Below are 24,396 nucleotides of genomic sequence, written 5' to 3' on the forward strand. Positions count from 1 at the left end.
GGCCGCCAACTGCGCGGCGCGTTTAGCCTCCTCCGGGCCGTGGATGCGCCCGAGGCGGGTCAGTTTTTCTGCGCTGAAGCTCTGCACGCCAATAGAGATGCGGTTGACGCCCGCCTGCTGGTAGCCGTTGAAACGATCGGCTTCCACCGTGCCGGGGTTGGCCTCCATGGTGGTCTCGGCGTCGTCCTCCAACGGCAACCGCGCCCGCACGCCGTCCAGCAGGCGTTGCATGGCTTCGGCGCTGAGCAGGCTCGGCGTGCCGCCGCCGATGAAGATGCTGTGCAGCGGGCGATGACCGGCCAACGGCAGATCGGCGTCCAGATCCGCAAGTAGGTGCGAGACATACTCATCATGCGGCACATCCCCTTTCAGGGCGTGCGAGTTGAAATCGCAGTAGGGGCATTTCTGTATGCACCACGGGATGTGGATATACAGGCTGAGCGGCGGCAGCTTAAGCATGGTGCAGCGCGTCCAGCAGCAGACGCAGCGCCTGCCCGCGGTGGGAGTGGGCGTGCTTTTCCTCGCGGCTCAGTTGAGCGGCGGTCTTCCCGAGCGACGGTACCTGAAAGATCGGATCGTAACCGAACCCGCCTTCGCCTGCCGGCGCACGGGTAATCATGCCCTGCCAGCGGCCGTGGCAGACCAGCGGCGTCGGGTCGTCGGCGTGACGCAGATAAACCAGCACGCAATGGAAGCTGGCCCGGCGCTGTTCATCCGGCACATTTTCCAGTGCCTGCAGCAGCTTCTCCAGATTCTGACGGTCGGTGGCGTCGTGGCCGGCATAGCGGGCGGAGTAGATGCCCGGCGCGCCGCCGAGTGCGTCCACCGCCAGTCCGGAGTCGTCGGCGATGGCGGGCAACCCGGTTTTTCGGGCGGCGTGACGGGCTTTCAGGATGGCGTTTTCGATAAAGGTCAGGCCGGTTTCTTCGGCATTGTCCACGTTCAGCGCGGTCTGGGCGACGACGTCGAAGCCGAAGTCGGCCAGCAGACCGGCCAGCTCACGCACTTTACCGGCGTTACCGGTGGCTAAAACGAGTTTTTGCATTACTGCTCCTGTTGTTGTAACCCTCCGTCGGGCGGAGGACGTCGGAAAAGGCGGGTGAAGTCATCAAATGGCGACGGCGGAACCGCCGTCGCAATGGAGCGCGTTATCGATCGGGCAATAACGCCGCGATAGCCGCTGGAATCGCCTGCGGGGAGTGGATTCTAAGCTGTTTATGCCGCCCAAGCTCCCCTTTTTCGATAGTCACCCGGCTTTTGGCTACGCGGAATTGTTTGGCCATAAATTGGATCAGATGGGCATTGGCCTGCCCGTCTACCGGCGGCGCGGTGATGGCGACTTTCACTTCGTCGTTGCCATGCAACCCGACTATCTGGTCGCGGCTGGCTTTCGGCTGAATGTACAACCGGATCACCAGCGCGTCTTCATCGCGGCTGACGGCACTCACAGCTGGAACCACAGCTCCGGAAACAGATCCATGCCGAGGTAATTCAGCAGATAGAGCAGCAGAATCACCACCATCGGCGAGAAATCCAGCCCGCCGGTGGAAGGCAAAATGCGGCGCACCGGGCTCATCAGCGGTTCAGTCAACTGGTAGAGCATATAGTCCACCGGGCTGCGGCCTTGGCTGATCCAACTCATCAGCGAACGCACGATGATGACCCAGAACACCAGATAACCGGCGGATTTGATCAGCACCAGCAGCCCTACCAGCAGGTTGATTGGGCTGAGCGCCAGCGCGCCCACCTGAATCAGCAACAACAGCGGGTATTTCAGCGTGGTGAGCAGGAACGCCAGCAACAGCGATGCGCTGTCGATGGGCCCCAGCGACGGAATGATCCGGCGCAGCGGTATCACCACCGGCTGGGTCAGCTTGACCACGAATTGCGCCAGCGGGTTGTAAAAATCGCTGCGGGCCCACTGCATCCAGATACGCAGCAGCAGCACCATCACATAGAGGTCAATCAGCGTTTTGGCCAGAAAAGTCAGGGTAAGCATAACGGCAACAGTTCCTTATGGGTCAATGATGTCGGTCGGCAATCAGAACAGCGATTCCATTTCCTGCGCACGCGCAACGGCGGCCTGCATGGCTTCCGCTACGGTGTCGGTCAACCGGCGTTCGTTGAACACCCGCAGGGCGGCGGCGGTGGTGCCGCCCTTAGAGGTAACGTTCTCCCGCAGGGTGGGCAGCGGCGTATCCGGGCTGGCGGCGACCAGCGCCGCAGCGCCGCTGGCGGACTGCTGCACCAGCAGGCGTGCGGTTTCTGCATCGAACCCCTGGCGCAACGCTTCCTGCTGCATGGCTTCCATAAACAGGAAAAAATAGGCCGGCGCGCTGCCTGCCGCGGCGATAATGCCGTTGATGTGCGCTTCTTCTTGTACCCAGCAAATTTTGCCGACGCTGCTCATCAGGTCGGCGGCGAAGCGGCGATCGGCCGCGTCGATACCGTCCGGCGCGTACATGCCGCTCATGCCGACGCCGACCAGCGACGGTGTGTTCGGCATAATGCGTATTATCTGTGCGTCTCCCAGCAACTGGTGAAACCGCGCCAGATTGACCCCGGCGGCGATGGACAGCACCAGTTTGCCGCTGAAATCCACCTGGCGCGCCAGGTCTGCGCATACGTCCGCCATCAGCTGCGGTTTGACCGCCAGCACGATAACGTCGGCGCGTTGGGCGCAGCCGACGTTGTCTGCGCTGCCGGTAATGCCATAACGCTGAGCCAGCGCGTCGCGGCGGGCCGGCGTGGGGGCGCTGACACTGAGGTTATCCGCAGGATAGCCGCCGTCGATCAGTCCGGCGATGATGGCCTGCGCCATGTTGCCTGCGCCAATAAAGGCAATGTTACGGTGTTCCATCGATCTCTCGCAGTGGTTGGTTGGTAATCAAGCGTTGCGGGCCGTTGCCCCGTAATCGCGCGCGCCGAAGATGGCGGTGCCGATGCGTACCAGCGTGCTGCCTGCCTCAATGGCGGCGGCCATATCGTCGGTCATTCCCATGGAGAGGGTGTCGACATGCGCGTGGTCAGCCTGCAACTGCTGAAAAAGGTCGTACATGCGGCGGAAAACCGCCAACTGCCGTTGGTGATCCGCTTCCGGCGCCGGAATCGCCATCAGACCGCGCAGCCGCAGGTTGGGCAGGGCGGCGACGCTGGCGGCCAACGCCGGTAGCTCGTCAGGCAGAATACCGGATTTGCTCTCTTCCCGGCTGATATTAATTTGCAACAGTACATTCAGCGGCGGCAGTGTATCCGGGCGCTGCTCGCTCAACCGCTGGGCGATGCGCAGCCGGTCAATGGTGTGGCACCAGTCGAAGTGCTCCGCCACCGGACGACTTTTGTTCGACTGCAACGGCCCGATAAAGTGCCATTCCAGCGCGATGTCCTGGTGCGTCTGGCGGAAATACAGAATTTTTTCCACGCCTTCCTGCACGTAATTTTCCCCAAAGGCACGCTGGCCGGCGGCGATGGCATCTTCGATCGCCGTCACAGGTTTGGTTTTGCTGACGGCAAGCAGCGTAATTTCTTCTGGCGCGCGCCCGCAGCGTTCCGCCGCCGCCGAGATTTTCTGCCGCACGTCCTGTAGGTTTTGCGGGACTGTACTTGTAGTCATAGTGATTCAGGAGGTCACTTCATATGGATGTGAGTGAATGGGTGTGCGCTAGTGTAAAACAGAATGCTTCCGATCTGCACCTGTGCAGCGGTCATCCGCCGGTAATGCGCATCGACGGACAATTAGTCAGCGCTCCGCATCAGGAGTGTGTACGCAGCGCGTCGTTGGAAGACTGGTGTCGGCAGTGGCTGGAAGCCAGGCATTGGCGGGCGCTGGCGCGGCACGGCCAGGCGGACTGCGCCTTGACCTTGCCGGACGGCACGCGGTTGCGGCTCAATCTGTTTCGGCAGCGTCATGGTTTGTCGGCGGCGCTGCGTCTGATCCCGCAGACGGCGCCGGATTTGCCCATGCTCGGCGCGCCTGCGGTGGTGGCAACGCTGGCGCAACGGCGCGATGGGCTGATTCTGGTCACAGGCGCCACCGGCAGCGGCAAATCCACCACGCTGGCGGCGATGGTGTCGGCGCTCAACCAGCATGACGCGCGGCACATTCTGACGCTGGAAGATCCGATCGAGTATCTGCATGTCAGCCAGCGCTGTCTGATTCAACAGCGGGAGGTCGGTCAACACTGCGACGATTTCGCCAGCGCTCTGCGCGCCGCATTGCGTGAAGACCCGGACGTATTACTGCTGGGAGAGCTACGGGATAGCGCCACTATCCGGTTGGCATTAACCGCAGCGGAAACCGGCCATCTGGTGTTGGCGACGCTGCATACCCGCAGTGCGGTGCAGGCGGTGGACCGGCTAGTGGATGTGTTTCCGGCGGAGGAAAAGGCGTTCGTGCGGGCGCAGTTGGCCGCCAGCCTACAGGCGGTGGTGGCGCAACGGCTGCTGCCGGGGCTGCGTGGGGGGCGGGTTGCGTTGTTCGAGGTATTGCTGGCCTCTGCGGCGGTGAGCAACCTGATCCGCGAAGGGAAAACGCACCAGTTGCCCGGCATACTGCAAACCGGGAGTGCGACGGGTATGCAAACCTTTGAGCAGAGTTACCGGCAGCGCTGCCGGGAAGGGCTGTTGCCGGAAGATGGCGAGGTTTTCCCGGCGCTGTCGGCAATCGCGGCGCCTTGAGCATCCGCCCGCCATCGTGCGTGTCGTGGGCTGTCGTCCGCCGCGTCACAGCGTGAACATCCGGGCTTGCCGAGCTACGCGCATGGCGGTGCTCAGGGGGCGGCGAAGCTCGTCACCGAAGCCATGCGCCACGTTTGGCAACGGCGTCCGCGGGGTTGGCCCGTCGCGGTGGTGACGCCGGGGGGGTTGGCTATCGCTATGCCAGACCGACGCGGCGCAGCGGGCCTGGGCTATGCCGGCAGCGCCAGACCAACGCGCGATGCGGAAAGTGCTACGCCGGAACGTGCTACGCCAGATAGCACTATGCCGGATAGTGAAATTGCTCTGGCGTGCGCTGCATGATGATGTTGCCATGCCGGATCGACAGGCGCGCCTTCGCCTGACGGCGCACGGCTTCGTAGTCGTTTTCCGCGTCCAGAATCAGCAGATTGGCGGGGCGGCCGACGGCAATGCCATAACGATCGCCGAGGTTCAGCGCACGGGCGCTGTTGTCGGTGACAAAATCCAGGCTGCGTTGCAGATCCTGGTAGCCCATCATGTGGCAGATGTGCAGCCCGGCGTCCAGTACCCGCAGAATGTTGCCGTTGCCCAGCGGGTACCACGGGTCGCGGATGGAGTCCTGGCCGAAGCAGACATTCATACCGGCGCGATCCAGCTCCGCCACGCGGGTGACGCCGCGTCGTTTGGGAAAGGTGTCGAAGCGTCCCTGCAAATGAATGCTTTCGGTGGGGCAGGAGACGAAGCTGATGCCGGAGCGGCGCAGCAACCGGAACAGCTTCGAACAGTAAGCATTGTCGTAAGAACCCATCGCCACGGTATGGCTGGCGGTGACTCGGGCGCCCATATTTCGCACGCGGGCTTCTTCCGCCAGCACTTCCAGAAAACGGGATTGGGGATCGTCGGTTTCGTCGCAGTGCACATCCACCAGACAGCCGGTACGCTCGGCCAAGTCCATCAGAAACTTCACCGAGCTGACGCCCTGCTCGCGGGTATTTTCAAAATGGGGGATGCCGCCCACCACGTCCGCACCCATCTCGATGGCGCGTTCCATCAACTGACGCCCGTTGGTGAAGGATTCGATCCCCTCCTGCGGGAAGGCGACGATCTGTAAGTCGATCAGGGATTTTGCTTCCTCTTTGACTTCCAACAGCGCTTGCAGCGCCGCCAATGTTGGGTCGGTGACGTCGACATGGGTGCGCACATGCTGGATGCCGTGATCCCGCAGCATGGCGATGGCGGCGTGCGCCCGCTGTTTGGTGTCTTCATGGGTGATGGTGGCCTTGCGCTGGCTCCAGCGTTCGATGCCTTCGAACAGCGTGCCACTCATGTTCCATTCCGGTTCCCCGGCGGTCAGCGTGGCATCCAGGTGAATATGCGGCTCCACCAGCGGCGGGATCGCCAGTTGTCCGGCGGCGTCGATAACCTCGGGCGCGGCGTGAAGCATGCCGTTTTGCGGTTCGATGGCGGCGATAATCCCATCCTGTAACCGCAGGGTGTACAGTCCGTTCCGGCGGCGCAGCGCCGCATTAATAATGTTCATAATGACTCCTGTTGGTTGGCGGTACGCCCCTGATTAACGGGGACGGCTGCCGGGGTAGGGACGCCAGACATGCGCCAAATCAGCAAGGCGACGGACGCATTCAGGCGAAACTGGGGGTCGCCCAGCGTATGTCCGGTCAATTGTTCGATGCGTTGCAAACGCTGGTGCAGTGTATTGCGGTGGATATCCAGCCGTTCGGCGGCTTTGATCAGGTTGCCGTTCTCCTGCAATACCGCGTCCAGCGTTTCAATCAACATGGCCGGGTGTTTGCGGCCATGCTCCATCAGCGCGCCCAGCGTGTCTTTCATAAAGCGGTTGACCAGCAGCGGATCGCCGACGGCGGTCAGCAGTTGCAGTACGCCCAGTTCGCTGTAGTCGCATAACCCTTTGTCCGGACGCATGCCGGCCGCCACCTCCAGCGCCCGGCGCGCTTCGGTCAGCCCCTGGCGATAGTGGCCGGCGGCAGTCTGTATGGCGGACAGCCCGATGAACAGCGTCAGCGGCGACAAGTCGGCCTGAATGTGCTGACGCAGTTGCAGCAGCCAGGTATTGGTCTGGCGGGCATCGTCCCGGTCACAGGGCAGCAGCAGAATGTACAGTTCGCCGAGCTGGATCAGCGGCAGGCTGTCGGCCAGTGTGGACAACTGCTCTTCCAGATATTGTTGCAAGCGCTGGCGCAGCGCCTGCAATTGCTGTTCGGCATCGTCCGGCGCACTGGCGGCAAACAGCGCCTGCATATTGGTCAGTCTCAGTGCCGCAATGCGGCGCGGTGTCTCCAGCGACAGCCGCAGGTGCCGGGTACGCTGGTGCAGAATGTCGATATCCGGGTACTCGCCGGTCAGCAACTGAATCAGAATTTCCCGACGTGAGCGGAGCGCGGTTTCCCGTTGTACCAGCTCGGTGCCGATAAGCTGGGTGACGATGACCATTTTTAACGAATAAGGCTGTTCAATCAGCGGGATGCCCCACATTTCCGCCTGCGCCAGCAAGGCGTCGGGAATGGCATGAATGAACTCCTTACCGGTCAGGATCACCATACCGGCGATACCGCGTTGATGCCCTTCCGCCAGCAGGCGGTGCAGGTTAGCTTCGTCGCGTGGGTGGTTGATGCCGGTGACAAACACCAATTCGCCGCCCATGATCCATTCGGCGATCCCTTCGTTTTCCGCCACGTAGTACCAGCGCACCGGGCGATGTACGCCCTGTGCGCCGGCACGCAGCCGCAGCTCTGCCAGGCCGTTCAGCGTCAGGATTTCACCGACGGTCAGATTCATGACGCCGCTCCGGCGGCATCGCCTGCCGATACACGCCGGGCGAGCGCGACCAGCACGATGTAGCAGAGCGCCGCGCTGGCGATGCCGACCAGCGGCGCAACCCAGGGGGAAAGATAAGCCAGCAGCGCGCCGACGGCGTAAGACGTCAGGCCGGGGACGTTAAAACGCGGCAGTCTGGCGTGTTGCAACGCCGGATAGCGGCCGCGATGACGGAACCAGTAATCCGCCATGATCACGCCGCCGATAGGCGGGATGATGGAACCCAGCAGTACCAGAAACGGAATCAGCCATTCATACATGCCGCCGACCGCCAGCAGAATACCGACCACGGCGCCCGCCAGCGTCAGGGTGCGACGACGCTCGATGCGCAGCAGGTGGCAGGCCGCGGCGGAAACGTTGTAGATAGTCGGCCCCTGAATCGTCCACAGATTGAGGCACAGCATGACGACGGCCGCGACCGACAACCCTTGCAGCATCATCACCGCGACGATGTCCGCCTGTTGGTAAACCACCGCGCACCAGGCGCCGGCGATAATCATCAGGCCGTTGCCGCCCAGGAAACTGATGAGGCTGGCCCAGACGGCGATCCGGCCGCTGCGCGCCATGCGTGTCCAGTTGGTGGCCTGTGTCGCGCCGCTGGCGAACGTGCCGAACACCATGGTGATGGCCGCCGACCAGCCCAGCGTTTGGGTGGGCGCAATGTGAGCCATGCCCTGCCAGCCGCCGCCGTCGCGGGTGGCGATCCACATGGAGAGCGCCAGCATGACGAACATCAGTGGTACCGATACGCGGGACAGTACGTCCAGCCCGTGGTAGCCCACCAGCGCGGTAATCGAGAAACCCAGACCGAACAGCACCATCAGCGGAACGGTCATGCCCTCGGGCAGCGACAGCAATTTGACCAGCGAGATGGCCAGCGTGGCGGTGCCCCAGGCGTACCAGCCCAGTTCGGCGAATCCGAGCAGAAAATCAGACAGCTTGCTGCCCGCCTCGCCGAAACAGAACCGCCCCATCAGCACCGAGTTCAGGCCGCTGCGCGCAGCGATCAGCCCCAGTGAGGCGGCATACAGCGCCAGCAGCAGGTTGCCGACGACGGCGATCCACAGCATTTCCGTGATGGGAAAGGCGACGCCCAGTTTGCCGCCGGCGAACATGGTGCCGGTGAAAAAGGTAAAGCTGAACAGCACCATGGAGATGGATAACAGTCCTTTGCGGCCTTCTTGCGGGGCTTCGCTCAGGGGGAATTCATTTTGTGACGACATTGACGCTTCCTCTGGATAGTGTCCCCGTGGGGGAAACAGAATGTGCGGGAGGAATCGCAAGGAACATGCCAGTTTTTGCGACGAAAAAAGCGGGCAACGCGAACAGGTGTATGTGGGCAGTATGCACAGTTTTTTGCGATAAAACGCCATCGGGTGCTCTGTGATTGTGCGTGTTGCTGTGCAATGCACCGAAATGATCTTCCGTTATCGCGCATGCCCGACGAGGACGGTAAGCGCGCAAGACGATGAGCATCGGGGGAACTGGCGCCGGTTCGTCATCCGGCGGAAGATGCGCCCGCCTGCTGGCGATTGTTGAGGTAGAGCCCGGCGAGAATCAGCAGCCCGCCGCCCAGCATCAGCGGCGTGATGGTTTCCCGCAGCAGCAGATGGCCGGACAGTACCGTGACGAACGGCACCAGATACATGTAGGCCATGGTTTTCCGCACGCCGAGGTTGACCACCGCGCGATCCCATGACAAATAGCAAAGCGCCGAGGCGATGACGCCGAGGAACAGCAGGTTGCACAGATTGATGGCGGCGAAGGCGTGCGGGTTGAACAGCGGCATGTCCCGAGACCACATGAACAGCGCCACGGTAAGGATACTGTAGCGGAAGATTTTGCGGGTTTTTACCACCGGGTGGGCGCCGTCGTCGATTTGTCTCAGTACCAGCGGGAAGAACGCCCAGGACAGGGCGGCCAGCAGAGCCAGCGCGTCTCCCGCCGGGCTGAGGTGAATGTTCAGCGCGCCGTTGGTGATCACCAGCGCCACGCCGGCAAACGACAGTACGAGTCCCGACAGGGTGACGAGCGATAGCCGCTGTCGCCGGAAAATCAGTGCATTGAACAGCACCGAGAGCAGCGGAGAAACGGTGACGATCAGCGCGGCGTTGCTGGCGTAGGTTTTAGTGAGCGCGATGTTTTCACAGACGAAATAGAGCGAGACGCCGCACAGGCTGGCGAGGAAGTAGAGCCCTTCGTGTCGCGGATTCAGCGCTGAGCGGGGGTGGGGGAAACGCAACAGCGACAGTACCAGCCAGGCGATCAGGCAGCGGTAAAGCAGAATTTGGTAGGGATCCAACCCATCAAGCAGGATCCGGGTGGAGATAAATGTCCAGCCCCAGACGATGACCGAAAAGAGCGCCAGCAGGTGGCCTGCAATCGGGTTTCCCTGTGTGGTATGCATCCTGAATATCCTTGATTGACTGTGTTCCCCGAATAACGGCAGCCGACGGCCATTCGTTAAACCACCGCGGCGTCCGACCGGCATCGCATTTTATACTCCGGGCCGTGTTCCGTTCCGGTAGCGCCACAGCCCGGCTTGACGTCGGGCGCTCTCGCGGTGGAGGGCGATGCGGCGCCCTCTGGTTATCGGTACGCGCTACAGATAGAAGCAGGGAATATCCTGTGCGTCGTAATGGGACAAAATGCGTTGCGTGATGCCCCGATACACGCCGCAGGCATCGGGTTCGATGCTGTCGATATCGTGGTATTTCTTTTCCAGCGTGCCCAGACAGATACCGGAACAGAAATGTTCGATGCCACAGCCTCGACAAGGCGCCGGATTGTTTAATCCGAGCGCGGCGTGCTTGCGGTAATTCTCACCGTGGATGACGCTGGACAACCCGTCGCTGATTTTTCCGAAATACCCCGATGCGCCTTTGCAGGAATAGATGGAACCGTTGGGTTCGATGCTGAACTGCGCGCCTTTGGCCGAACACATTTTAAATCCGCGTTGCGCGACATTATTGATCTGCACCATCAGTTGGCTGATTTGGTGCCAGTACCCGGTAATAACGACCCGGTGTTTTTTTCCCGCTTCGATTAAGCGCCACAGCTGTTCCGTAATCTGTTCCGCGCTATGGCGCACATAAAAATCCGGATCCAGCTCCAGCACTACGCCGATTTCGTGAACCCCAAGGCCGGCGACGAAGGCCACCATATCTTCATTCAGGTCGTCCCAGTTGCTGTCCGACAGCGTGGCATTAATGGCAATCCGATTGCGATGCTGCACCAGTAGTTGTATCCCTGCGACGATGTTGTCTCTGGCGTTTTTTCCGTTTTTAAACACCCGGTCGGTGCTGGTCGGCGAGTCGAAGCTGACGCAGACGGCAACCTGATACTGCGCCAGCCGGGCGGCAATCTGCTGGTTCACCCGCGAGCCGTTGGTCACGATAGAATAGTAAATGGGGATCCCCCACTCCTGACCGTTGCCGAAGGTGGTCAGCACGGCGTCGATCGCTTTCCAGTTAACCAGCGGCTCGCCGCCGAAGAATTGGATCATCAGCACGGACTGGTGTTCGCTTTTCAGAAAATCGATAGTGGTTTTGATGTAATGGACGGCATCCTGCGGCGTCATTACGCGGTTTTTTTTCTCACGATATTCATCGTTCCGCAGTACGTGCACTTCGTCCTGATGGTTTGCCGGGCGTTCGTTCTGCGGATCTCGTCGGTTTTCGAAACAGTAGCTGCAACTGAAGTTGCAGTCATTGGTCACTACCAACTGAACGATTTTTACGTGATTGTTTGTTAATTGGTTGTTTTCTAATTGATCGTTTTCTAATTGATTGTTTTCTAACTGATCGTTTTCTAATTGATTGTTTTCTAACTGATCGTTTTCTAACTGATCGTTTTCAGCCATATCCGCCGGTCTCTGGCTACAGGGGGCTGCCGGTGCATTGGCTAAAGTGACAAAGGAACGCTTGAAGAATTCGTGAAACAGCGCGTTTCGGTTGGCGGCGTTGGGCATTTCGTCGCGGGGGGGGCTTTTTTCCTGCCGGTATTCCTGCAGGTAGTGGAGCGCGTTGTCATTCAGCAGACAAAGCCCACCTTTTTGCCGATGATAGACAAGGTAGCCGGATTTATGTTTTAGCGTTCTGAGGTTTTCGTTATCCAATATCCATGACTCGCTCATGAAACCATCCTTTTCCTGTTCAGATGTGGAGATAATCTTCTTCCCGATAATGGGTCAGGTGTTCGGCTAAAAGCTGTCGTGTCAGGCCACGATATAACTGGCATGTGGTCGGAATGACGGCGGAAATATTGTTGAATTCCAGATCGAGCGTGCCCATACACAACCCTGAACAGAACCCCTCTATTTCGCATCCTTCGCAGAACGGCGTGGTGATATAAGCCTTCATGGCGTAGAGCTGGTAACGCTCTGATGTAAACACCGCATCCAGATCGTTGATGGTGCCTATTTTGGTATCGACGCATTTGCAATTCGAAATGGCGCCGTCGGGTTCTACGCTGATTTTGCATCCTTCCGCCGGACAGGTTTTATAACCCTTGGTGAGATTGATGGGGCGAATGTCGGTTATCTGTTCAAAAATTTGGTGCCAGTAGCCGGTAATATTAATGGCGTATTTTCTTGCCTGTATGCAGGTATAAAGGATCGCGTCGGTAATGCGTTTCATGATGACGGCGTCGTCATAGGGGTAGCTTGACAGGTCCAGAATAAGCGCCAACGTTCCAATGTGATAATAGGCCGCAAATTCAAGCAGGGCATCCGCATCGAACTGGTCAATATTGGTATGGGAAATAACCGAATTGATGCTGACCGCATTGTTGTGTTTTTTTGAGATTGCTGAGACCTCGCAGGATTAATTCCTCTGCCGGTGTATTTTTTGTCGTCAGGCGATGGTGATTTCCCGGCGTATCGTAACTGAGCACCGTGTGTACGCCGTATGTTTTCAGCGTTTTTGCGATTTTTTCGCTGATCAGAGAACCATTAGTGGTGATCATATAGTGAATATTGACGCCCCAATCCTCGCCAGAGCGATATTTATCTAATACGGCTTCAATAATTTCCCAGTTCAGCAATGGTTCTCCGCCAAAAAACTCAATGGTTAGATGGGTATTATGGTTCCGTTTGATGACTGAAATAATATTTTCGACGGCGAGAAAGGCAATTTCTTTGGTCATGCGTTGAGGCTTTTGAGCACAGGATGATGCCTGGTCATTATTTCTTTCATTAGCGAAGCAATAGGTACATTTGAAGTTACAGTCATTCGTCAGTACCAGTTGCAAACCATTCACCAGGTACCCACTGTCGAGGTGCTCTTTTCGATACCTGATTTCATTATTGATAATATCTCTTTCGTCTATATTGTCAGGTAATAGAAAGAATCTTTCTTTCAATTGCTGGATTAATGGCGTGTTTTCATTATTGTCGATGTTATTACGGCATAGGTATTCATAAGCTTGTTGTGATAATACGGAAAAATTTCCCAGTAGTTTGTTATAAACGACGTAATAACCCTGATGCGGCTGGATAGAAAGATATTGTGAGGGCGAGAGTTTCTCCCCATTTATTTTTTCTACAGTTGCCTGGCGGCTATTCATATTCGGCTCCACATTGAAATAGTGTCTCCCTTCGAGGCGTATTGTTGAAGGGAATAGGGGATAGACAGCGGCCATTCATTGACCGCTGTCTTGCCTTGCGTAATTACATTATGGTGCCGCCGATCGTTCCACCGATAGTACCGCCGATCGTTCCACCAATCGTTCCACCGATAGTACCGCCAATCGTTCCACCAATTGTACCGCCGATAGTACCGCCAATCGTAGTGGAAAGATTGCCGGGATTACCGGTGTTGTAATGGGTGGACAGTTGTTTATTGTCTGTGTCTTTTAATAAAGAAAGTGCATTTGCTTTCATGGTATTTTCCTTTTGGTTAAATATACCCGTCATACTTCACGTTGCAGCTGCGTTGGCGGCGTTTGCTCACCCGAATCACTTACCTGAGTAAGCGCATCGGGATTCGCTCTCTTGCCGCGTTACGAGGCTCTTACGAGCCTTGCCCTAAAGGGCCAACGCGTGGCGTTGTTCAACACGCGAGCGTGTTGTCCTGCAACTCGAATTATTTTGGGTATAAAGTCATGTTTGCGATTTTTACTCGAATGCATTAAGAAAATGTCTATCCTCCTTTTCATGTTTTAGCCTGCTATAACACAGTTCGAAAAACAGGCGAGCGAATACCGTGATTGTTTGGCCGGTATTATTTTGTCTATGTGACGACGGGCAGTGGGCGGCTGAGATTATGTCGGCGCACCGCAGCCTGGCGCCTGTGCATCGTGCTTACAGGCGCTGATTTTCCTATGTTGTCCGGCTGGCGAAAAACGCCGGCAAAGGTTTGTCTATTCTACGGCGCTGGCGGTTGTCTGACGCGGTTCCCTGGGCGAGCAGCACTGCCAGCAGGTAACGGCCGCGATGACGGAAGCGAAAGAAATGATCGGCCAGATCAACATTCCCATATGGAGATAAAGCCAACCGCCCACCAGCGGGCCGATAACGCTGCCTGCGTTGAACATAAAATGACAGCTCCCAACATAATGGGCTTTCAACCGGTCGGGCCCGGCATTGGCGGGCCAGGCGCTGAAGGCGGGGCCGCAGATAATCTCCCCAATTGACCAGATGACGGTACCGATAATGACGGCCGCCGGGCCGATGGGTAAGGCATAACAGGCCACGCCAAGTCCCACCAGAATAAACCCTACGGCGATGACAATATGTTGCGCATACTGTTGCGTATATTTGGTGAGTAATAGTTCGAATGAAATAACAATGATGCTGTTTAATGAAATCGCCAACGTATACCAGTAAATAGGGTAGTGTACGTCTTCGATAAAGAGCGGCAATGTGGATGTGTATTGGACATAGACGATGGCATGACACAGCGTTGCGAATAAATAGAACATAAAACGGCGGTCTTTACGTATTTCCTTGTAGCCGTTTCCCGGCCGGTTATCCGCTGTTTCTTTTTCGTGCTCGCTCTGGCGGCTGTCGGGAAGCGTCAGAAATGCCAGCAGGGCATATAACCCGGCGATGACGGCTTCAATCCAGAAAAGATAAATAAAGCTATTGTTGCTGAGATGATAAATAAAATACCCCAATGCGGGGGCGAATGTCGTGCCCAGATTAATGCCAAGACGATAAATGGCGAAAATCATGGTCTGCTGTTCCGGCGGTGTTTGACGGGATAATAATGTCGCGGATGCCGGCCTGAATAACTGAGCGCTCAGACTTGATAATGTGACAAAAAATAATAACAACCAGAAAGTGGAAATATACAGTAACGATGCGGTAAGAATAGCCGTCGCGCTCATACTGATAGTAACAGCCACGCGAATTCCCAGTTTTTCGCTCAGATATCCGCCCGCCAATGCGCCGAGAATGGCGCCGCCTCCATAAAATGCCAACGCGGTAATGGTTTGCTCGTGGGTATATCCATGAGCCATGAGAAAAATAACAATGAATATTTGCAGAAAACCTGATAACCGATTAATCAGCACGCCAAAAAGCAACACTTTTGATGATAATTTGCCTTCGTTAAATGTTTTCCAAATAGTCGGCGGCACTGTACTTGCCTGATTCATAGTATTGACCCTATCTCTTTCCTGTCGACGATTTACTACTTTGAAATAATTGCTTTATTAATTATTATTTTAATAACCACAATTTAAATATGGTTATTAAAATAAATGCGCTTGTTTGCCATTATTGTCAAGCGCTATCCATTCTGGGTTGGGGTATGACCATGAGTAATAAGAGCCTGTGGGGATAGGTTCTAAGGCGTGATGGGGAAAATATCCGGCATATTCTCTGTTATTGGATCTGTAAGGGGATATTGGCTGGCGGATAGCGAGGGATCGTTTCTTGATTTACGGAAGTTACGAACGTAGAAACTCGGCCATGATGTGCCGGATAAAAAAACAGCGGCCTGCTGGGGCCGCCGTCGAAAGAGAAAAACGTGTTTAGTGCGTCTGTTGCAGCAAGGGGGTATCGCGTTCGATGCGGAACATCGACATCGCCTGTACCAACTGGCGTGACTGTTCTTCCAGCGATTGCGTGGTATTGGCGGATTCTCTGACCAGCGATGCGTTTTGCTGTACGGCTTTGTCGATTTGCGTGAAGGCGAGGTTTACCTGTTCTATGCCGCGATGCTGCTCTTGCGACGCCGAAAAAATTTCCTGCATCAAGGTAGTGATGTGGCTGATTTCGGTCGCCACTTCGTCCATGGTAGCGCCGGCGCGAGAAGCCAAATCCAGCCCTTCGGTGACATGGGTCTGAGAGTCAAGAATCAATGTGCGGATCTCTTTGGCGGCCTGCGCGCTGTGTTGCGCAAGGTTGCGAACCTCTCCGGCCACGACCGCAAACCCTTTACCTTGCTCGCCGGCCCGGGCGGCTTCCACCGCCGCATTCAACGCCAGAATGTTGGTCTGGAACGCGATGCCGTCGATGACGCCGAGGATATCGCTGATGCGCTTGGCGCTGTTGGCGATTTCCTGCATTTTTTCCACCACGTAACAGACGGATTCATTGCCGCGATCGGTAGTATCCGACACCTTGTTGGTCAACTGATGCGCCAGCTCGGCGTTGTCGGTATTGCGTTTGACCGTGGTGCTCAGCTCTTCCAGGCTGGCGGCGGTCTGCTCCAGCGCTGAAACCGATTCTTCGGTACGGCCGGCCAGATGTTGGTTGCCGGCAAACAGTTCCCGGCTGCCCTGGTCGATCTGATTGCTGGCGTCGCGTACCTGCCCGACGGAATCCAACAGCGCGACCTGCATGCGGCTAATCGCGTCGTTCAGGCGGCCCAGTTCATTATTACCGTCTGTGGCGATGTGATGCGTCAAATCGCCGGAAGCGACCCGCTCCAACTGTTGGATGGCTTTTTCCAGCGGTTTGAGCAACATATGACGCAACGCGCCCCAAGCCAGCGCCACCAGCAGCAGCGACAGCAAGCAAGCGATGGCGATCAGCGTCAGCATCATACGTTCGCTACGGCTGGCTTCCGTAATACGTTCGGCGGAGAGCTGTTGCGAGTAAGTGCGGAAATTCTGGATGGATTTGTCGAAAGCATCGCTGAGCGGGGTCAGGTTGTTTTCAAGCAGGGTGTAGTATTCGTCGGTGTACTGTTTTTTCAGCGCTTCCGTCATCGGTTGTAGCCCCTGAGCCAGATAAGCCTGGTAGCTTTTCTGTACTTGCTCCACGAGCTGTTGCTCTTGCGGATTGCTGGGCGTGATGCTGGCGAATTGCTGAATATCCTTGGTCGATTGTTGAACGAATTGCGCCAGTTTGTCGGTTTCTTTGGCGCCGACATCCAACAGGCCGATTTCGATTTTCCTGACGGCCAGGGTGGCTGAGGCCCTAGCGCGCAGCGTGAGGTTATAGCCATTCATCATGCCGCCAAGCTGTTCGCCCTGAATCTGGTTTAGCGCCAGCAGGGATTGCCGACTTTTGTTGATAGCCTGAATCCCTGCACCACTGACCAGCAAAAGCAGCAGCGTAACAACCGCCAGCAGAGTCAGCAGACCTGTACGAATTGAGAGATTTTTCAAACGCATGGTTCCTGTATCCTGTGTGTCAGAGAAGATAATTGCCCGGTTATAGCACCTCTACCGTATGGCCGTGTCGCCCTGCTTCCTGTAGATGTCGATACTGAACACATCATGTGCTTTCGCATGATGCGCCGAACGGATGGATGCTTTTTTTTAGAAAAAGTAACAGATGGGACTGTGATGTGAATAGCATATTTCTCTTATCCATAAGTAAGAAAAGGTGTTTGTTTTTCAGCAATTCCGCTTTGTTAAGCAGATGATATCGCCTCTAAATGAAATAAATTAGATCCCCGCTTTAGCGCTGGTTTATCATCAACACAGAACAATATCGCCCGCAGCGGCGGCGCCAGGTGTGGCTGGCGGCCTGGCTGGTGCGATGCGGTATTTACCGTTGCCCATCTCTTTCATAACGGGCGATGGCCCCACCCGGGCGAGACCCGGCAATCAACCCAGAGGTTCATGTGCAGTTAACAAGCTTTACGGATTATGGTTTGCGGGCGCTGATTTATATGGCGTCGCTGCCGGACGGAAAGATGACCAGTATCACGGAAGTGACGGAAGTGTACGGCGTGTCGCGCAATCATATGGTGAAAATCATCAATCAACTGAGCCGAGCCGGCCTGGTGATGGCGGTACGCGGCAAAAATGGCGGTATTCGTCTGGGGCGGGATCCGGCCACGATTCGTATTGGCGACGTGGTGCGCGAGCTGGAACCGCTGGCGCTGGTCAACTGTAATCATGAATTTTGCCATATCACCTCCGCCTGTCGTTTGAAGCAGGTGCTGCGTCAAGCGGTGGAACAATTCCTGCAGGAACTGGACAACTACACGCTGGCCGATATGGTTAAAGAAAATCCGCCGCTTTATCAATTACTTTTGGTTGAATGACGGTTATTCAGCCATCGCTGCCGATGACAACGGAGGAACCGCTATGTCACAAGATCCATTCCTGGAACGCGAAGCAGAAAAATATGAATCTCCCATCCCCAGCCGCGAATTTATTCTGGAACACCTGAGAAAAAGGGATACGCCCATCAGCCGCGATGAGCTGGCCACTGATTTGGCGCTCTCCTCCGATGAACAGCTGGAAGCGTTGCGTCGCCGCTTGCGGGCGATGGAGCGTGACGGACAACTGGTCTTTACCCGTCGCCAATGCTATGCGCTGCCGGAAAAACTGGATCTGGTGCGCGGCGCGGTGATCGGTCATCGCGATGGTTACGGGTTCCTGCGCGTGGACGGCCGTAAGGATGACCTCTACCTGTCGGCGGATCAGATGAAGCTGGCAATCCATGGCGACGTGGTGCTGGCGCAACCGTTGGGCGAGGATCGTCGTGGCCGCCGTGAAGCGCGCATCGTGCGGGTGTTGGAACCGCGCACCAGCCAGATCGTCGGGCGTTATTTCACGGAAGTCGGATCCGGTTTCGTGGTGCCGGACGATAGCCGGCTCAGTTTCGATATTTTGATCCCGCCGGAGTCTATCTGCGGCGCGCGCATGGGTTCCGTGGTGGTGGTTGAGCTGATCCAACGGGCTAACCGTCGCACCAAAGCCATCGGCAAAATTGTGGAAGTGCTGGGCGACAATATGGGCACCGGCCTGGCGGTGGATATCGCGCTGCGTACCCATGAAATTCCGCATACCTGGTCGCAGCAGGTGCAGAATCAGGTGGCTGATTTGACGGAAGAGGTGCCGGAAAGCGCCAAAAAAAGGGCGCGTGGATTTGCGCACACTGCCGCTGGTGACTATCGACGGCGAAGACGCTCGCGATTTTGACGACGCGGTCTATTGCGAGAAAAAACGCGGCGGGGGTGGCGGCTTTGGGTGGCGATCGCCGACGTCAGCTACTATGTCCGGCCCGGCACCGCGTTGGATCACGAGGCGCGGGCGCGCGGCACCTCGGTCTATTTCCCATCTCAGGTAGTGCCGATGCTGCCGGAAGTGCTGTCCAACGGGCTGTGTTCGCTGAACCCGCAGGTCGACCGCCTGTGTATGGTGTGCGAAATGACGGTGTCCACGCAGGGGAAACTCTCCGGTTTCAAATTCTATGAAGCGGTGATGAGTTCCCATGCCCGGCTGACTTACACCAAAGTGTGGCACATCCTGCAGGGCGACGAGGCGCTGCGCGGGCAATATCAGGTGCTGGTGGAACCGCTGGAGGAATTGCACCGGATGTACAAGGTGCTGGATCACGCCCGTGAAGAACGTGGCGGCATCGCCTTCGAAACCGAAGAAGCCAAATTCATTTTCAACGCCGAACGCCGTATCGAACGGGTGGAAGCGTCGGTACGCAATGACGCCCACAAGTTGATTGAAGAGTGCATGATTTTGGCGAATATCGCGGCGGCCAGGTTTGTAGAGAAGAATAGCGAGCCCGCGCTCTTTCGCGTGCATGATCGCCCCAGCGAGGATCATGTCATGGCACTGCGCAGCGTGCTGGCGGAACTGGGATTGACGCTGAAAGGCGGTATGAAGCCGCAGCCGAAGGATTACGCCGAGCTGATGGACGAGGTGGCGGAGCGTCCCGATCACGAGATGCTGCAAACCATGATGCTGCGCTCCATGAAACAGGCGATCTACGACCCGGAAAATCGCGGCCATTTCGGATTGGCGTTGACCTCTTATGCGCATTTCACCTCGCCGATTCGCCGTTACCCTGATCTTTCGTTGCATCGCGCCATTAAATATCTGCTCGGCAATCGGCAGGAGCGGTGGACGCCGAGTGGCGGCTGGCACAGCGATTTCACTGAAATGCTGCAATTGGGGCAGCACTGTTCCATGACCGAGCGCCGGGCGGATGAAGCCACTCGCGATGTGGCGGATTGGCTGAAATGCGACTTTATGCAGGATCATGTCGGGGAAGTCTTTACCGGGATTATTTCCAGCGTGACCGGCTTTGGGTTCTTTGTGCGGTTAAACGATCTGTTCATCGACGGTCTGGTTCACGTTTCCACACTGGATAACGACTACTATCGTTATGATAATGTCGGCCAGCGCTTGATCGGCGAGTCTCGCGGCCAGACGTATCGGCTGGGCGACGAGGTGCAAATCCGCGTCGATGCGGTACATATGGATGAGCGCAATATCGACTTCACGCTGGTATCCACCACCCGTCGGGTGCGGGGGGAAGGCAAGACCGAACGCGATCGGGCGAAGAAAGGCGCTGCCGCCGAGAGAAAGCCCGCACGCCGTCAGGCCGGCAAGCGCGTGAATTTCGAGCCGGACAGTGCGTTTCGCGCCGAAGGCGCAGGCAAGCGTAAAAAAGCCGCCGAGGCCAAGCCGGGAGGCAAGAAGCAAGCGTCGCGCACGAAAAAAAACGCAGAGAAAACCCGTAAAATCGCTGCGGCAACGCGCGCCAAACGGGCCGGCAAGAAAAAAACGGCGGCAGAAGAGTAAGTTGTTCCCGGCTATGCCGCCTTCCGGCGCCTGCACCCTCGGCGCCGGGACATTCGGGTTTATCATTATCGCAGGGGCCGGCCAGAGCGCCGTCCGCCTGCGTCATCAGTGTTAAAGAGTATCAATGAGCGAAATTATTTACGGTATTCACGCGGTCAAGGCGCTGCTGGAGCGCGATCCGCAACGTTTTCTGGAAGTCTTTACCCTGAAAGGGCGTGAGGATCGTCGTTTGCTGCCGCTGATCGCGGAGCTGGAAGCGACCGGCATCGCCGTCAAGGTGGCGAATCGCCAGTGGTTGGATGAAAAAGCGGAAGGCGCCGTGCACCAGGGGATTATCGCCCGGGTGCGCGAGGGGCGTCAGTATCAGGAAAATGATTTGCCGGGGCTGCTGGAAACACGGGATACGCCGTTCCTGCTGGTGCTGGACGGTGTGACGGATCCGCACAACCTGGGCGCCTGTCTGCGCAGCGCCGATGCGGCGGGCGTGCATGCCGTCATCGTGCCGCGCGATCGTTCCGCACAGCTGAACGCCACGGCGAAGAAAGTGGCCTGCGGCGCGGCGGAAAGCGTGCCGCTGATTCGGGTGACTAATCTGGCCCGTACACTGCGTTTTTTGCAGGAGCGGAACGTGTGGATTGTGGGCACTGCGGGCGAGGCCGATCATACGCTCTATCAGAGTAAGTTGACCGGCCCTCTGGCGCTGGTGATGGGGGCGGAAGGCGAAGGTATGCGCCGTCTGACGCGGGAGCATTGCGATGAGCTGATCAGCATCCCGATGGCCGGCAGCGTGTCGTCGCTGAATGTGTCGGTCGCCACCGGCGTCTGCCTGTTCGAAGCGGTGCGCCAACGTCTGGGATGATGGCGCCGTCGCCTTCGCAAATCGGCGTTATTTCACGGGCGGTCAGCGTCGGCAGCATCCGCTGCATGATGCAGCTCAGATAACCCGGCGTGGGGACGGCGGCAGGTTGTTGGTTCGGCGGTTGTTGGTTCCCGCGACGGTGCGCTAAACCGGTATCGGCAGCGCGGCTGGCATGGCGGACGGCGGGAAAACAGGGTGAAGCCCGTGGGCTTCACCGGGGTACGGCAGGCGGCGCGCTTAGCTGGATTTCGACGACAGTGCTTTTTCGACGACGGCGCACCAGAGAACGGAGTTTCTGGCCGGCCAACCTTTGGCTTTGAGCTTGCCTTCAACCGCCTGCTGCCAACCGGTCGACCCGATTTCAAGGTTGGCGTAGGTGGATCGAATGCTGAGTTGGGATTCCACCCAGGCGTTCCATTCCGGGCTGCGACAGGGCAGCGAAGCCGCCGACGCGGTGCCGATATAGCCGGCTGCCAGCAATAACAACGTTGCGATACTCAATGTTTTTTTCATGGCGTGTCTCTTCACGGGTTCTTAATTAACACAAATCCTGAGATGACCGGCGGCATCAGCGCCGGAGCGATGCGGGCGTTGCACGATAAAATACGGCATAAGCATGCCAAACGCCACGTCTTACCCGTTCCCCTTCCGTTTGGCTGACGATGCGATAATACTGCTCGCCGCGCGCGTCCGCCTGACGCTGAATCTCCCGCCCGACCTCGTCTATATTGCCATCGACGGTGACGGACAAGGAGCCGGTTTTTTCCAGTAAATAGCTCTGTTCGCGTGTAATTTCTATCGCATGGTCGCCCGGCGGCGGCGGTGGGTACGGATGCCCGGCCAGTAAACTACAGCCGCTTAGCAATAGGGAAAAAACGATAAGTGCGCGCTTCAGCATGGTCAATATGCTCCGCCGTGGGTTCATGGCGTAGTGTAGCCGGTGGCAGGCCGTCGGGGTATCGGGGAATGTCGCGGTTCGGTAGAAATGTGGCGTGGCGTCCGCCGGGAAAACGGACGCCGGTAGATCAGAAGCGCGCTTGTCGCGCGTTGATGCGGAATACGCTGACCAGATTGCTCAGATTCGATCCCTTTTCCCTCAGCCCTTGCGCCGTGTTGTCCGAGTTTTGAACCAGCGCCGCATTCTCATGCGTGGCCTGACCGATTTGGTTAATCGCCAGGTTGATCTGGTCTATCCCCAATGTTTGCTCCCGGGAGGCGATATCGATGTCGTTGATGATGGTGCTGACCTGCTGGATACGGTTGCGTAAATCCTCCATCGCTGTTTGCGTCGTTGCCGAAATGCGATAGCCCGCGTCGATGCGATCCAGCGATTCGGAAATCAGCGCTTCGATTTCTCTGACTGCGGAGGCGCTGCGCTGGGCCAGGGAGCGAACCTCGCCTGCCACCACGGCGAATCCTTTGCCTTGCTCGCCGGCCCGTGCGGCTTCCACCGCAGCGTTGAGCGCCAGAATGTTGGTCTGGAAGGCGATTGACTGGATGGTGGTCGTGATGTCGGCGATACGCTGCGACGAAGATTTGATTTCGCCCATCGTCGCCACCGATTCGGAAACTGTTTTGCTGCCGTTTTGGGCCGCATCGGCGCTTTCCACCGCCAACTTTCTGACCAGCGAGACATTGTCCGCATTCTGTTTCACCGTCGAGGAGATCTGTTCCATGGTGGCGGACGTTTCTTCGACGCTGCTGGCCTGGCGGGAGATCTGCTCGCTGATATTTTCGCTATCCCGCGCCAGTGCGTCAGTGCTGGAGGAGATCTCCTCCGCCGAGAGACGCACCTGAGCGACGATCTGCGTCAATCCGTGGCCGATGCCGTTGATGGCGTCCACCAATCGTCCGACCTCATCTTCATTGCGGGTCGTGAGCGTGGCTTGCAGGTTGCCCGCCGCGAATTGTTCCGCCACTTTGATCACTTCGTCCAACGGCTGGCTGACCCAACGGCGGGTGAGGAAGGCGAAGAACAACGCAAAAATCGCCACCAGCAGGATACCGCCGCCCAGAAACAGGTTGCGCGTGTGGTTGATGTCGGCCATCAGGCTGGCTTTACTGATCGTCCCTACCAGCACCCATTTCCATTGCGGAACAGAGCGATAGACCATGATTTGCGTTTTATCGTCGCCTTGCAGGTTGTTGTCGTCATACTCCAAAATTCCATGCTCGTTTTTCAGCGCCTGCTGCAGCGTATCGCCGGACCAGTTCGGCTTCTGGCCGCTCAACTTACTGTGTACCAGATAAGCGCCCGCTGTCTTGCCTGCGTTGTTCAGCGCAAAGAAATAGCCGCTTTCGCCAATTTTCTTCTCCAGAATGCGTTGCTGCATCTGGGTGAACTCTTTACTGATATCCACCCCCACGAACAGGATGGCGATGACGTTGCCGGTATGATCGGACACCGGTTGGTACTGGGTGATGTACTGTTTGCCGAACAGCGTCGTCAGACCGCGGTAAACCCGGTTGCCTGTCACGGGAGCGTAGGCCGGGCTTTCCCGGTCGAGTTTGGTACCGATGGCGCGGGTTCCGTCCTCTTTTTTCAGCGATGTGGTGACGCGGACAAAGTCGTCGCCGTCGCGTACAAATACCGTGGAAATAGCGCCGGTGCGGGTAAGAAAGTCGTCAACGATGGCGGTATTCATATTCAGGACGATGTCGCCGGCTTTTAGCGTGGGCACGGAGGTGCCGCCCGTCGGCTGACGAGTTTGGTTATCCAGCGTAAAAGTGGCAGGGATAAAACTGGCGAAAAGGCGGGTATAGCTATCGACGCTGGACTGTAGGCTGGCGTCGTACAGGCTGATCATATCGTTCATGCCTGTAACCTGGCTTTCCATATTGCTCAACGTCAATGATTCCAGTTTCTCGCCGGCGGAGCGCGTCAGGCTGAGCGTAAAGGCGATGAAGAGCACCGCGACGATCAGGGAGGCGATAACCGACAGTTTGACACCAAGGCTCCAGCGTCTAAAAGTAAGCTGCATAGTCGTTCTCTGTATTGTGAGGGATGTATGTGGGAGACAACGGTAAAAAATCGCAAACTTTTATACTCTTCTTTG

23 protein-coding genes and 1 pseudogene are annotated in these 24,396 nt (G+C 57.3%); 5 read left to right on the plus strand and 19 right to left on the minus strand.

Annotated features, from left to right (window positions below; genetic code table 11):
* The 6 genes from DPA2511_RS23810 to DPA2511_RS03980 all read right to left on the minus strand — a co-directional run.
* On the minus strand, nt 1-459 hold a 459-nt coding region (locus DPA2511_RS23810), incomplete at its 3' end, for a coproporphyrinogen-III oxidase family protein (protein ID WP_023638155.1).
* A complete protein-coding gene (rdgB, locus tag DPA2511_RS03960) occupies nt 452-1,045 on the minus strand; it encodes an RdgB/HAM1 family non-canonical purine NTP pyrophosphatase (protein ID WP_012764401.1) in 594 nt (197 codons plus the stop codon). The genes DPA2511_RS23810 and rdgB, both read right to left, overlap by 8 nt.
* A 103-nt stretch (nt 1,046-1,148) precedes the next feature.
* Nucleotides 1,149-1,448 carry a DUF167 family protein YggU gene (gene yggU, locus DPA2511_RS03965; RefSeq protein WP_012764402.1) on the minus strand — a complete coding sequence of 100 codons (300 nt, stop codon included), beginning with the start codon at nt 1,446-1,448 and terminating at the stop codon, nt 1,149-1,151.
* Nucleotides 1,445-1,999 (minus strand): YggT family protein, encoded by a 555-nt coding sequence (locus DPA2511_RS03970; RefSeq protein ID WP_012764403.1) that lies wholly within the window; start codon nt 1,997-1,999, stop codon nt 1,445-1,447. The genes yggU and DPA2511_RS03970 overlap by 4 nt, the downstream gene beginning before the upstream one ends.
* A 42-nt stretch (nt 2,000-2,041) precedes the next feature.
* Entirely contained in the window at nt 2,042-2,860 is an 819-nt protein-coding gene (proC, locus tag DPA2511_RS03975; protein ID WP_012764404.1) for a pyrroline-5-carboxylate reductase, read from the minus strand.
* A gap of 27 nt (nt 2,861-2,887) precedes the next feature.
* A complete protein-coding gene (locus tag DPA2511_RS03980; protein ID WP_012764405.1) occupies nt 2,888-3,613 on the minus strand; it encodes a YggS family pyridoxal phosphate-dependent enzyme in 726 nt (241 codons plus the stop codon).
* A gap of 23 nt (nt 3,614-3,636) precedes the next feature.
* On the opposite strand from DPA2511_RS03980, the gene DPA2511_RS03985 reads away from it, so the two are divergent.
* Both DPA2511_RS03985 and DPA2511_RS23330 read left to right on the plus strand, forming a co-directional pair.
* Complete coding sequence (locus DPA2511_RS03985) at nt 3,637-4,677, plus strand: type IV pilus twitching motility protein PilT (RefSeq protein WP_012764406.1); 1,041 nt, start codon at nt 3,637-3,639, stop codon at nt 4,675-4,677.
* Nucleotides 4,678-4,743: 66 nt separating this feature from the next.
* Nucleotides 4,744-5,019, plus strand: a complete 276-nt coding sequence (locus DPA2511_RS23330; RefSeq protein WP_153247070.1) for a hypothetical protein — start codon at nt 4,744-4,746, stop codon at nt 5,017-5,019.
* On the opposite strand, the gene codA is transcribed toward DPA2511_RS23330, so the two are convergent.
* The 10 genes from codA to DPA2511_RS04035 all read right to left on the minus strand — a co-directional run bounded on the left by codA (nt 4,979) and on the right by DPA2511_RS04035 (nt 17,097).
* Nucleotides 4,979-6,217 (minus strand): cytosine deaminase, encoded by a 1,239-nt coding sequence (gene codA / locus DPA2511_RS03990; RefSeq protein ID WP_012764407.1) that lies wholly within the window; start codon nt 6,215-6,217, stop codon nt 4,979-4,981. The two genes, DPA2511_RS23330 and codA, sit on opposite strands and share 41 nt — an antisense overlap.
* The gene (locus DPA2511_RS03995; protein WP_012764408.1) at nt 6,214-7,491 is read right to left on the minus strand and encodes a PucR family transcriptional regulator; all 1,278 of its coding nucleotides are present in this window, start codon (nt 7,489-7,491) and stop codon (nt 6,214-6,216) included. Before DPA2511_RS03995 ends, codA begins: the two co-directional genes overlap by 4 nt.
* Entirely contained in the window at nt 7,488-8,753 is a 1,266-nt protein-coding gene (gene codB / locus DPA2511_RS04000) for a cytosine permease (RefSeq protein ID WP_012764409.1), read from the minus strand. The genes DPA2511_RS03995 and codB overlap by 4 nt, the downstream gene beginning before the upstream one ends.
* Nucleotides 8,754-9,028: 275 nt before the next feature.
* Nucleotides 9,029-9,937 carry a DMT family transporter gene (locus DPA2511_RS04005; RefSeq protein WP_012764411.1) on the minus strand — a complete coding sequence of 303 codons (909 nt, stop codon included), beginning with the start codon at nt 9,935-9,937 and terminating at the stop codon, nt 9,029-9,031.
* A gap of 195 nt (nt 9,938-10,132) precedes the next feature.
* Nucleotides 10,133-11,665, minus strand: coding sequence for a radical SAM/SPASM domain-containing protein (locus tag DPA2511_RS04010; RefSeq protein ID WP_012764412.1), 1,533 nt, complete (start codon nt 11,663-11,665; stop codon nt 10,133-10,135).
* A gap of 19 nt (nt 11,666-11,684) precedes the next feature.
* The gene (locus DPA2511_RS04015; RefSeq protein ID WP_155961684.1) at nt 11,685-12,167 is read right to left on the minus strand and encodes an SPASM domain-containing protein; all 483 of its coding nucleotides are present in this window, start codon (nt 12,165-12,167) and stop codon (nt 11,685-11,687) included.
* A 106-nt stretch (nt 12,168-12,273) separates the two neighbouring features.
* Nucleotides 12,274-13,095: a radical SAM protein gene (locus tag DPA2511_RS22585; RefSeq protein WP_023638157.1), complete on the minus strand. Its 822-nt coding sequence runs from the start codon at nt 13,093-13,095 to the stop codon at nt 12,274-12,276.
* Between the two features lie 103 nt (nt 13,096-13,198).
* Nucleotides 13,199-13,411: a hypothetical protein gene (locus tag DPA2511_RS21025; protein ID WP_012764414.1), complete on the minus strand. Its 213-nt coding sequence runs from the start codon at nt 13,409-13,411 to the stop codon at nt 13,199-13,201.
* 479 nt (nt 13,412-13,890) lie between these two features.
* The gene (locus tag DPA2511_RS04030) at nt 13,891-15,129 is read right to left on the minus strand and encodes an MFS transporter (protein ID WP_012764415.1); all 1,239 of its coding nucleotides are present in this window, start codon (nt 15,127-15,129) and stop codon (nt 13,891-13,893) included.
* A gap of 378 nt (nt 15,130-15,507) precedes the next feature.
* Nucleotides 15,508-17,097 (minus strand): methyl-accepting chemotaxis protein, encoded by a 1,590-nt coding sequence (locus DPA2511_RS04035; protein WP_012764416.1) that lies wholly within the window; start codon nt 17,095-17,097, stop codon nt 15,508-15,510.
* Nucleotides 17,098-17,552: 455 nt separating this feature from the next.
* Here DPA2511_RS04035 and nsrR point away from each other — a divergent pair, with 455 nt between their 5' ends.
* The 3 genes and pseudogenes from nsrR to rlmB all read left to right on the plus strand — a co-directional run bounded on the left by nsrR (nt 17,553) and on the right by rlmB (nt 21,340).
* A complete protein-coding gene (gene nsrR, locus DPA2511_RS04040; protein WP_012764417.1) occupies nt 17,553-17,978 on the plus strand; it encodes a nitric oxide-sensing transcriptional repressor NsrR in 426 nt (141 codons plus the stop codon).
* A 43-nt stretch (nt 17,979-18,021) separates the two neighbouring features.
* Nucleotides 18,022-20,481, plus strand: a pseudogene (gene rnr, locus DPA2511_RS21030) (ribonuclease R).
* Between the two features lie 124 nt (nt 20,482-20,605).
* Nucleotides 20,606-21,340, plus strand: coding sequence for a 23S rRNA (guanosine(2251)-2'-O)-methyltransferase RlmB (rlmB, locus tag DPA2511_RS04050; protein ID WP_012764419.1), 735 nt, complete (start codon nt 20,606-20,608; stop codon nt 21,338-21,340).
* A 237-nt stretch (nt 21,341-21,577) separates the two neighbouring features.
* Here the strand turns inward: rlmB and DPA2511_RS04055 are convergent, their stop codons facing one another.
* From DPA2511_RS04055 to DPA2511_RS04065, 3 genes are all read right to left on the minus strand, one after another.
* A complete protein-coding gene (locus DPA2511_RS04055; RefSeq protein WP_012764420.1) occupies nt 21,578-21,853 on the minus strand; it encodes a hypothetical protein in 276 nt (91 codons plus the stop codon).
* A 55-nt stretch (nt 21,854-21,908) separates the two neighbouring features.
* Nucleotides 21,909-22,238 carry a biofilm peroxide resistance protein BsmA gene (gene bsmA / locus DPA2511_RS04060; RefSeq protein WP_012764421.1) on the minus strand — a complete coding sequence of 110 codons (330 nt, stop codon included), beginning with the start codon at nt 22,236-22,238 and terminating at the stop codon, nt 21,909-21,911.
* A 127-nt stretch (nt 22,239-22,365) separates the two neighbouring features.
* Nucleotides 22,366-24,321, minus strand: coding sequence for a methyl-accepting chemotaxis protein (locus DPA2511_RS04065; protein WP_012764422.1), 1,956 nt, complete (start codon nt 24,319-24,321; stop codon nt 22,366-22,368).
* Nucleotides 24,322-24,396 lie beyond the last annotated feature (75 nt).

Source organism: Musicola paradisiaca NCPPB 2511, from assembly GCF_000400505.1.
Classification (GTDB): Bacteria; Pseudomonadota; Gammaproteobacteria; order Enterobacterales; family Enterobacteriaceae; genus Musicola; species Musicola paradisiaca.

Excerpts from the sequence above, each read along its gene's own strand:
- bsmA (WP_012764421.1), bottom strand. The coding sequence starts at position 22,238 with ATGCTGAAGCGCGCACTTATCGTTTTTTCCCTATTGCTAAGCGGCTGT.
- DPA2511_RS22585 (WP_023638157.1), bottom strand. The coding sequence starts at position 13,095 with ATGAATAGCCGCCAGGCAACTGTAGAAAAAATAAATGGGGAGAAACTC.
- DPA2511_RS21025 (WP_012764414.1), bottom strand. The coding sequence starts at position 13,411 with ATGAAAGCAAATGCACTTTCTTTATTAAAAGACACAGACAATAAACAA.
- DPA2511_RS04010 (WP_012764412.1), bottom strand. The coding sequence starts at position 11,665 with ATGAGCGAGTCATGGATATTGGATAACGAAAACCTCAGAACGCTAAAA.
- rlmB (WP_012764419.1), top strand. The coding sequence starts at position 20,606 with ATGAGCGAAATTATTTACGGTATTCACGCGGTCAAGGCGCTGCTGGAG.
- DPA2511_RS04015 (WP_155961684.1), bottom strand. The coding sequence starts at position 12,167 with ATGAAACGCATTACCGACGCGATCCTTTATACCTGCATACAGGCAAGA.
- codA (WP_012764407.1), bottom strand. The coding sequence starts at position 6,217 with ATGAACATTATTAATGCGGCGCTGCGCCGCCGGAACGGACTGTACACC.
- DPA2511_RS03985 (WP_012764406.1), top strand. The coding sequence starts at position 3,637 with ATGGATGTGAGTGAATGGGTGTGCGCTAGTGTAAAACAGAATGCTTCC.
- DPA2511_RS04005 (WP_012764411.1), bottom strand. The coding sequence starts at position 9,937 with ATGCATACCACACAGGGAAACCCGATTGCAGGCCACCTGCTGGCGCTC.
- DPA2511_RS04065 (WP_012764422.1), bottom strand. The coding sequence starts at position 24,321 with ATGCAGCTTACTTTTAGACGCTGGAGCCTTGGTGTCAAACTGTCGGTT.
- DPA2511_RS04030 (WP_012764415.1), bottom strand. The coding sequence starts at position 15,129 with ATGAATCAGGCAAGTACAGTGCCGCCGACTATTTGGAAAACATTTAAC.
- DPA2511_RS03980 (WP_012764405.1), bottom strand. The coding sequence starts at position 3,613 with ATGACTACAAGTACAGTCCCGCAAAACCTACAGGACGTGCGGCAGAAA.
- DPA2511_RS03995 (WP_012764408.1), bottom strand. The coding sequence starts at position 7,491 with ATGAATCTGACCGTCGGTGAAATCCTGACGCTGAACGGCCTGGCAGAG.
- DPA2511_RS03970 (WP_012764403.1), bottom strand. The coding sequence starts at position 1,999 with ATGCTTACCCTGACTTTTCTGGCCAAAACGCTGATTGACCTCTATGTG.
- DPA2511_RS04035 (WP_012764416.1), bottom strand. The coding sequence starts at position 17,097 with ATGCGTTTGAAAAATCTCTCAATTCGTACAGGTCTGCTGACTCTGCTG.
- DPA2511_RS04055 (WP_012764420.1), bottom strand. The coding sequence starts at position 21,853 with ATGAAAAAAACATTGAGTATCGCAACGTTGTTATTGCTGGCAGCCGGC.
- rdgB (WP_012764401.1), bottom strand. The coding sequence starts at position 1,045 with ATGCAAAAACTCGTTTTAGCCACCGGTAACGCCGGTAAAGTGCGTGAG.
- codB (WP_012764409.1), bottom strand. The coding sequence starts at position 8,753 with ATGTCGTCACAAAATGAATTCCCCCTGAGCGAAGCCCCGCAAGAAGGC.
- proC (WP_012764404.1), bottom strand. The coding sequence starts at position 2,860 with ATGGAACACCGTAACATTGCCTTTATTGGCGCAGGCAACATGGCGCAG.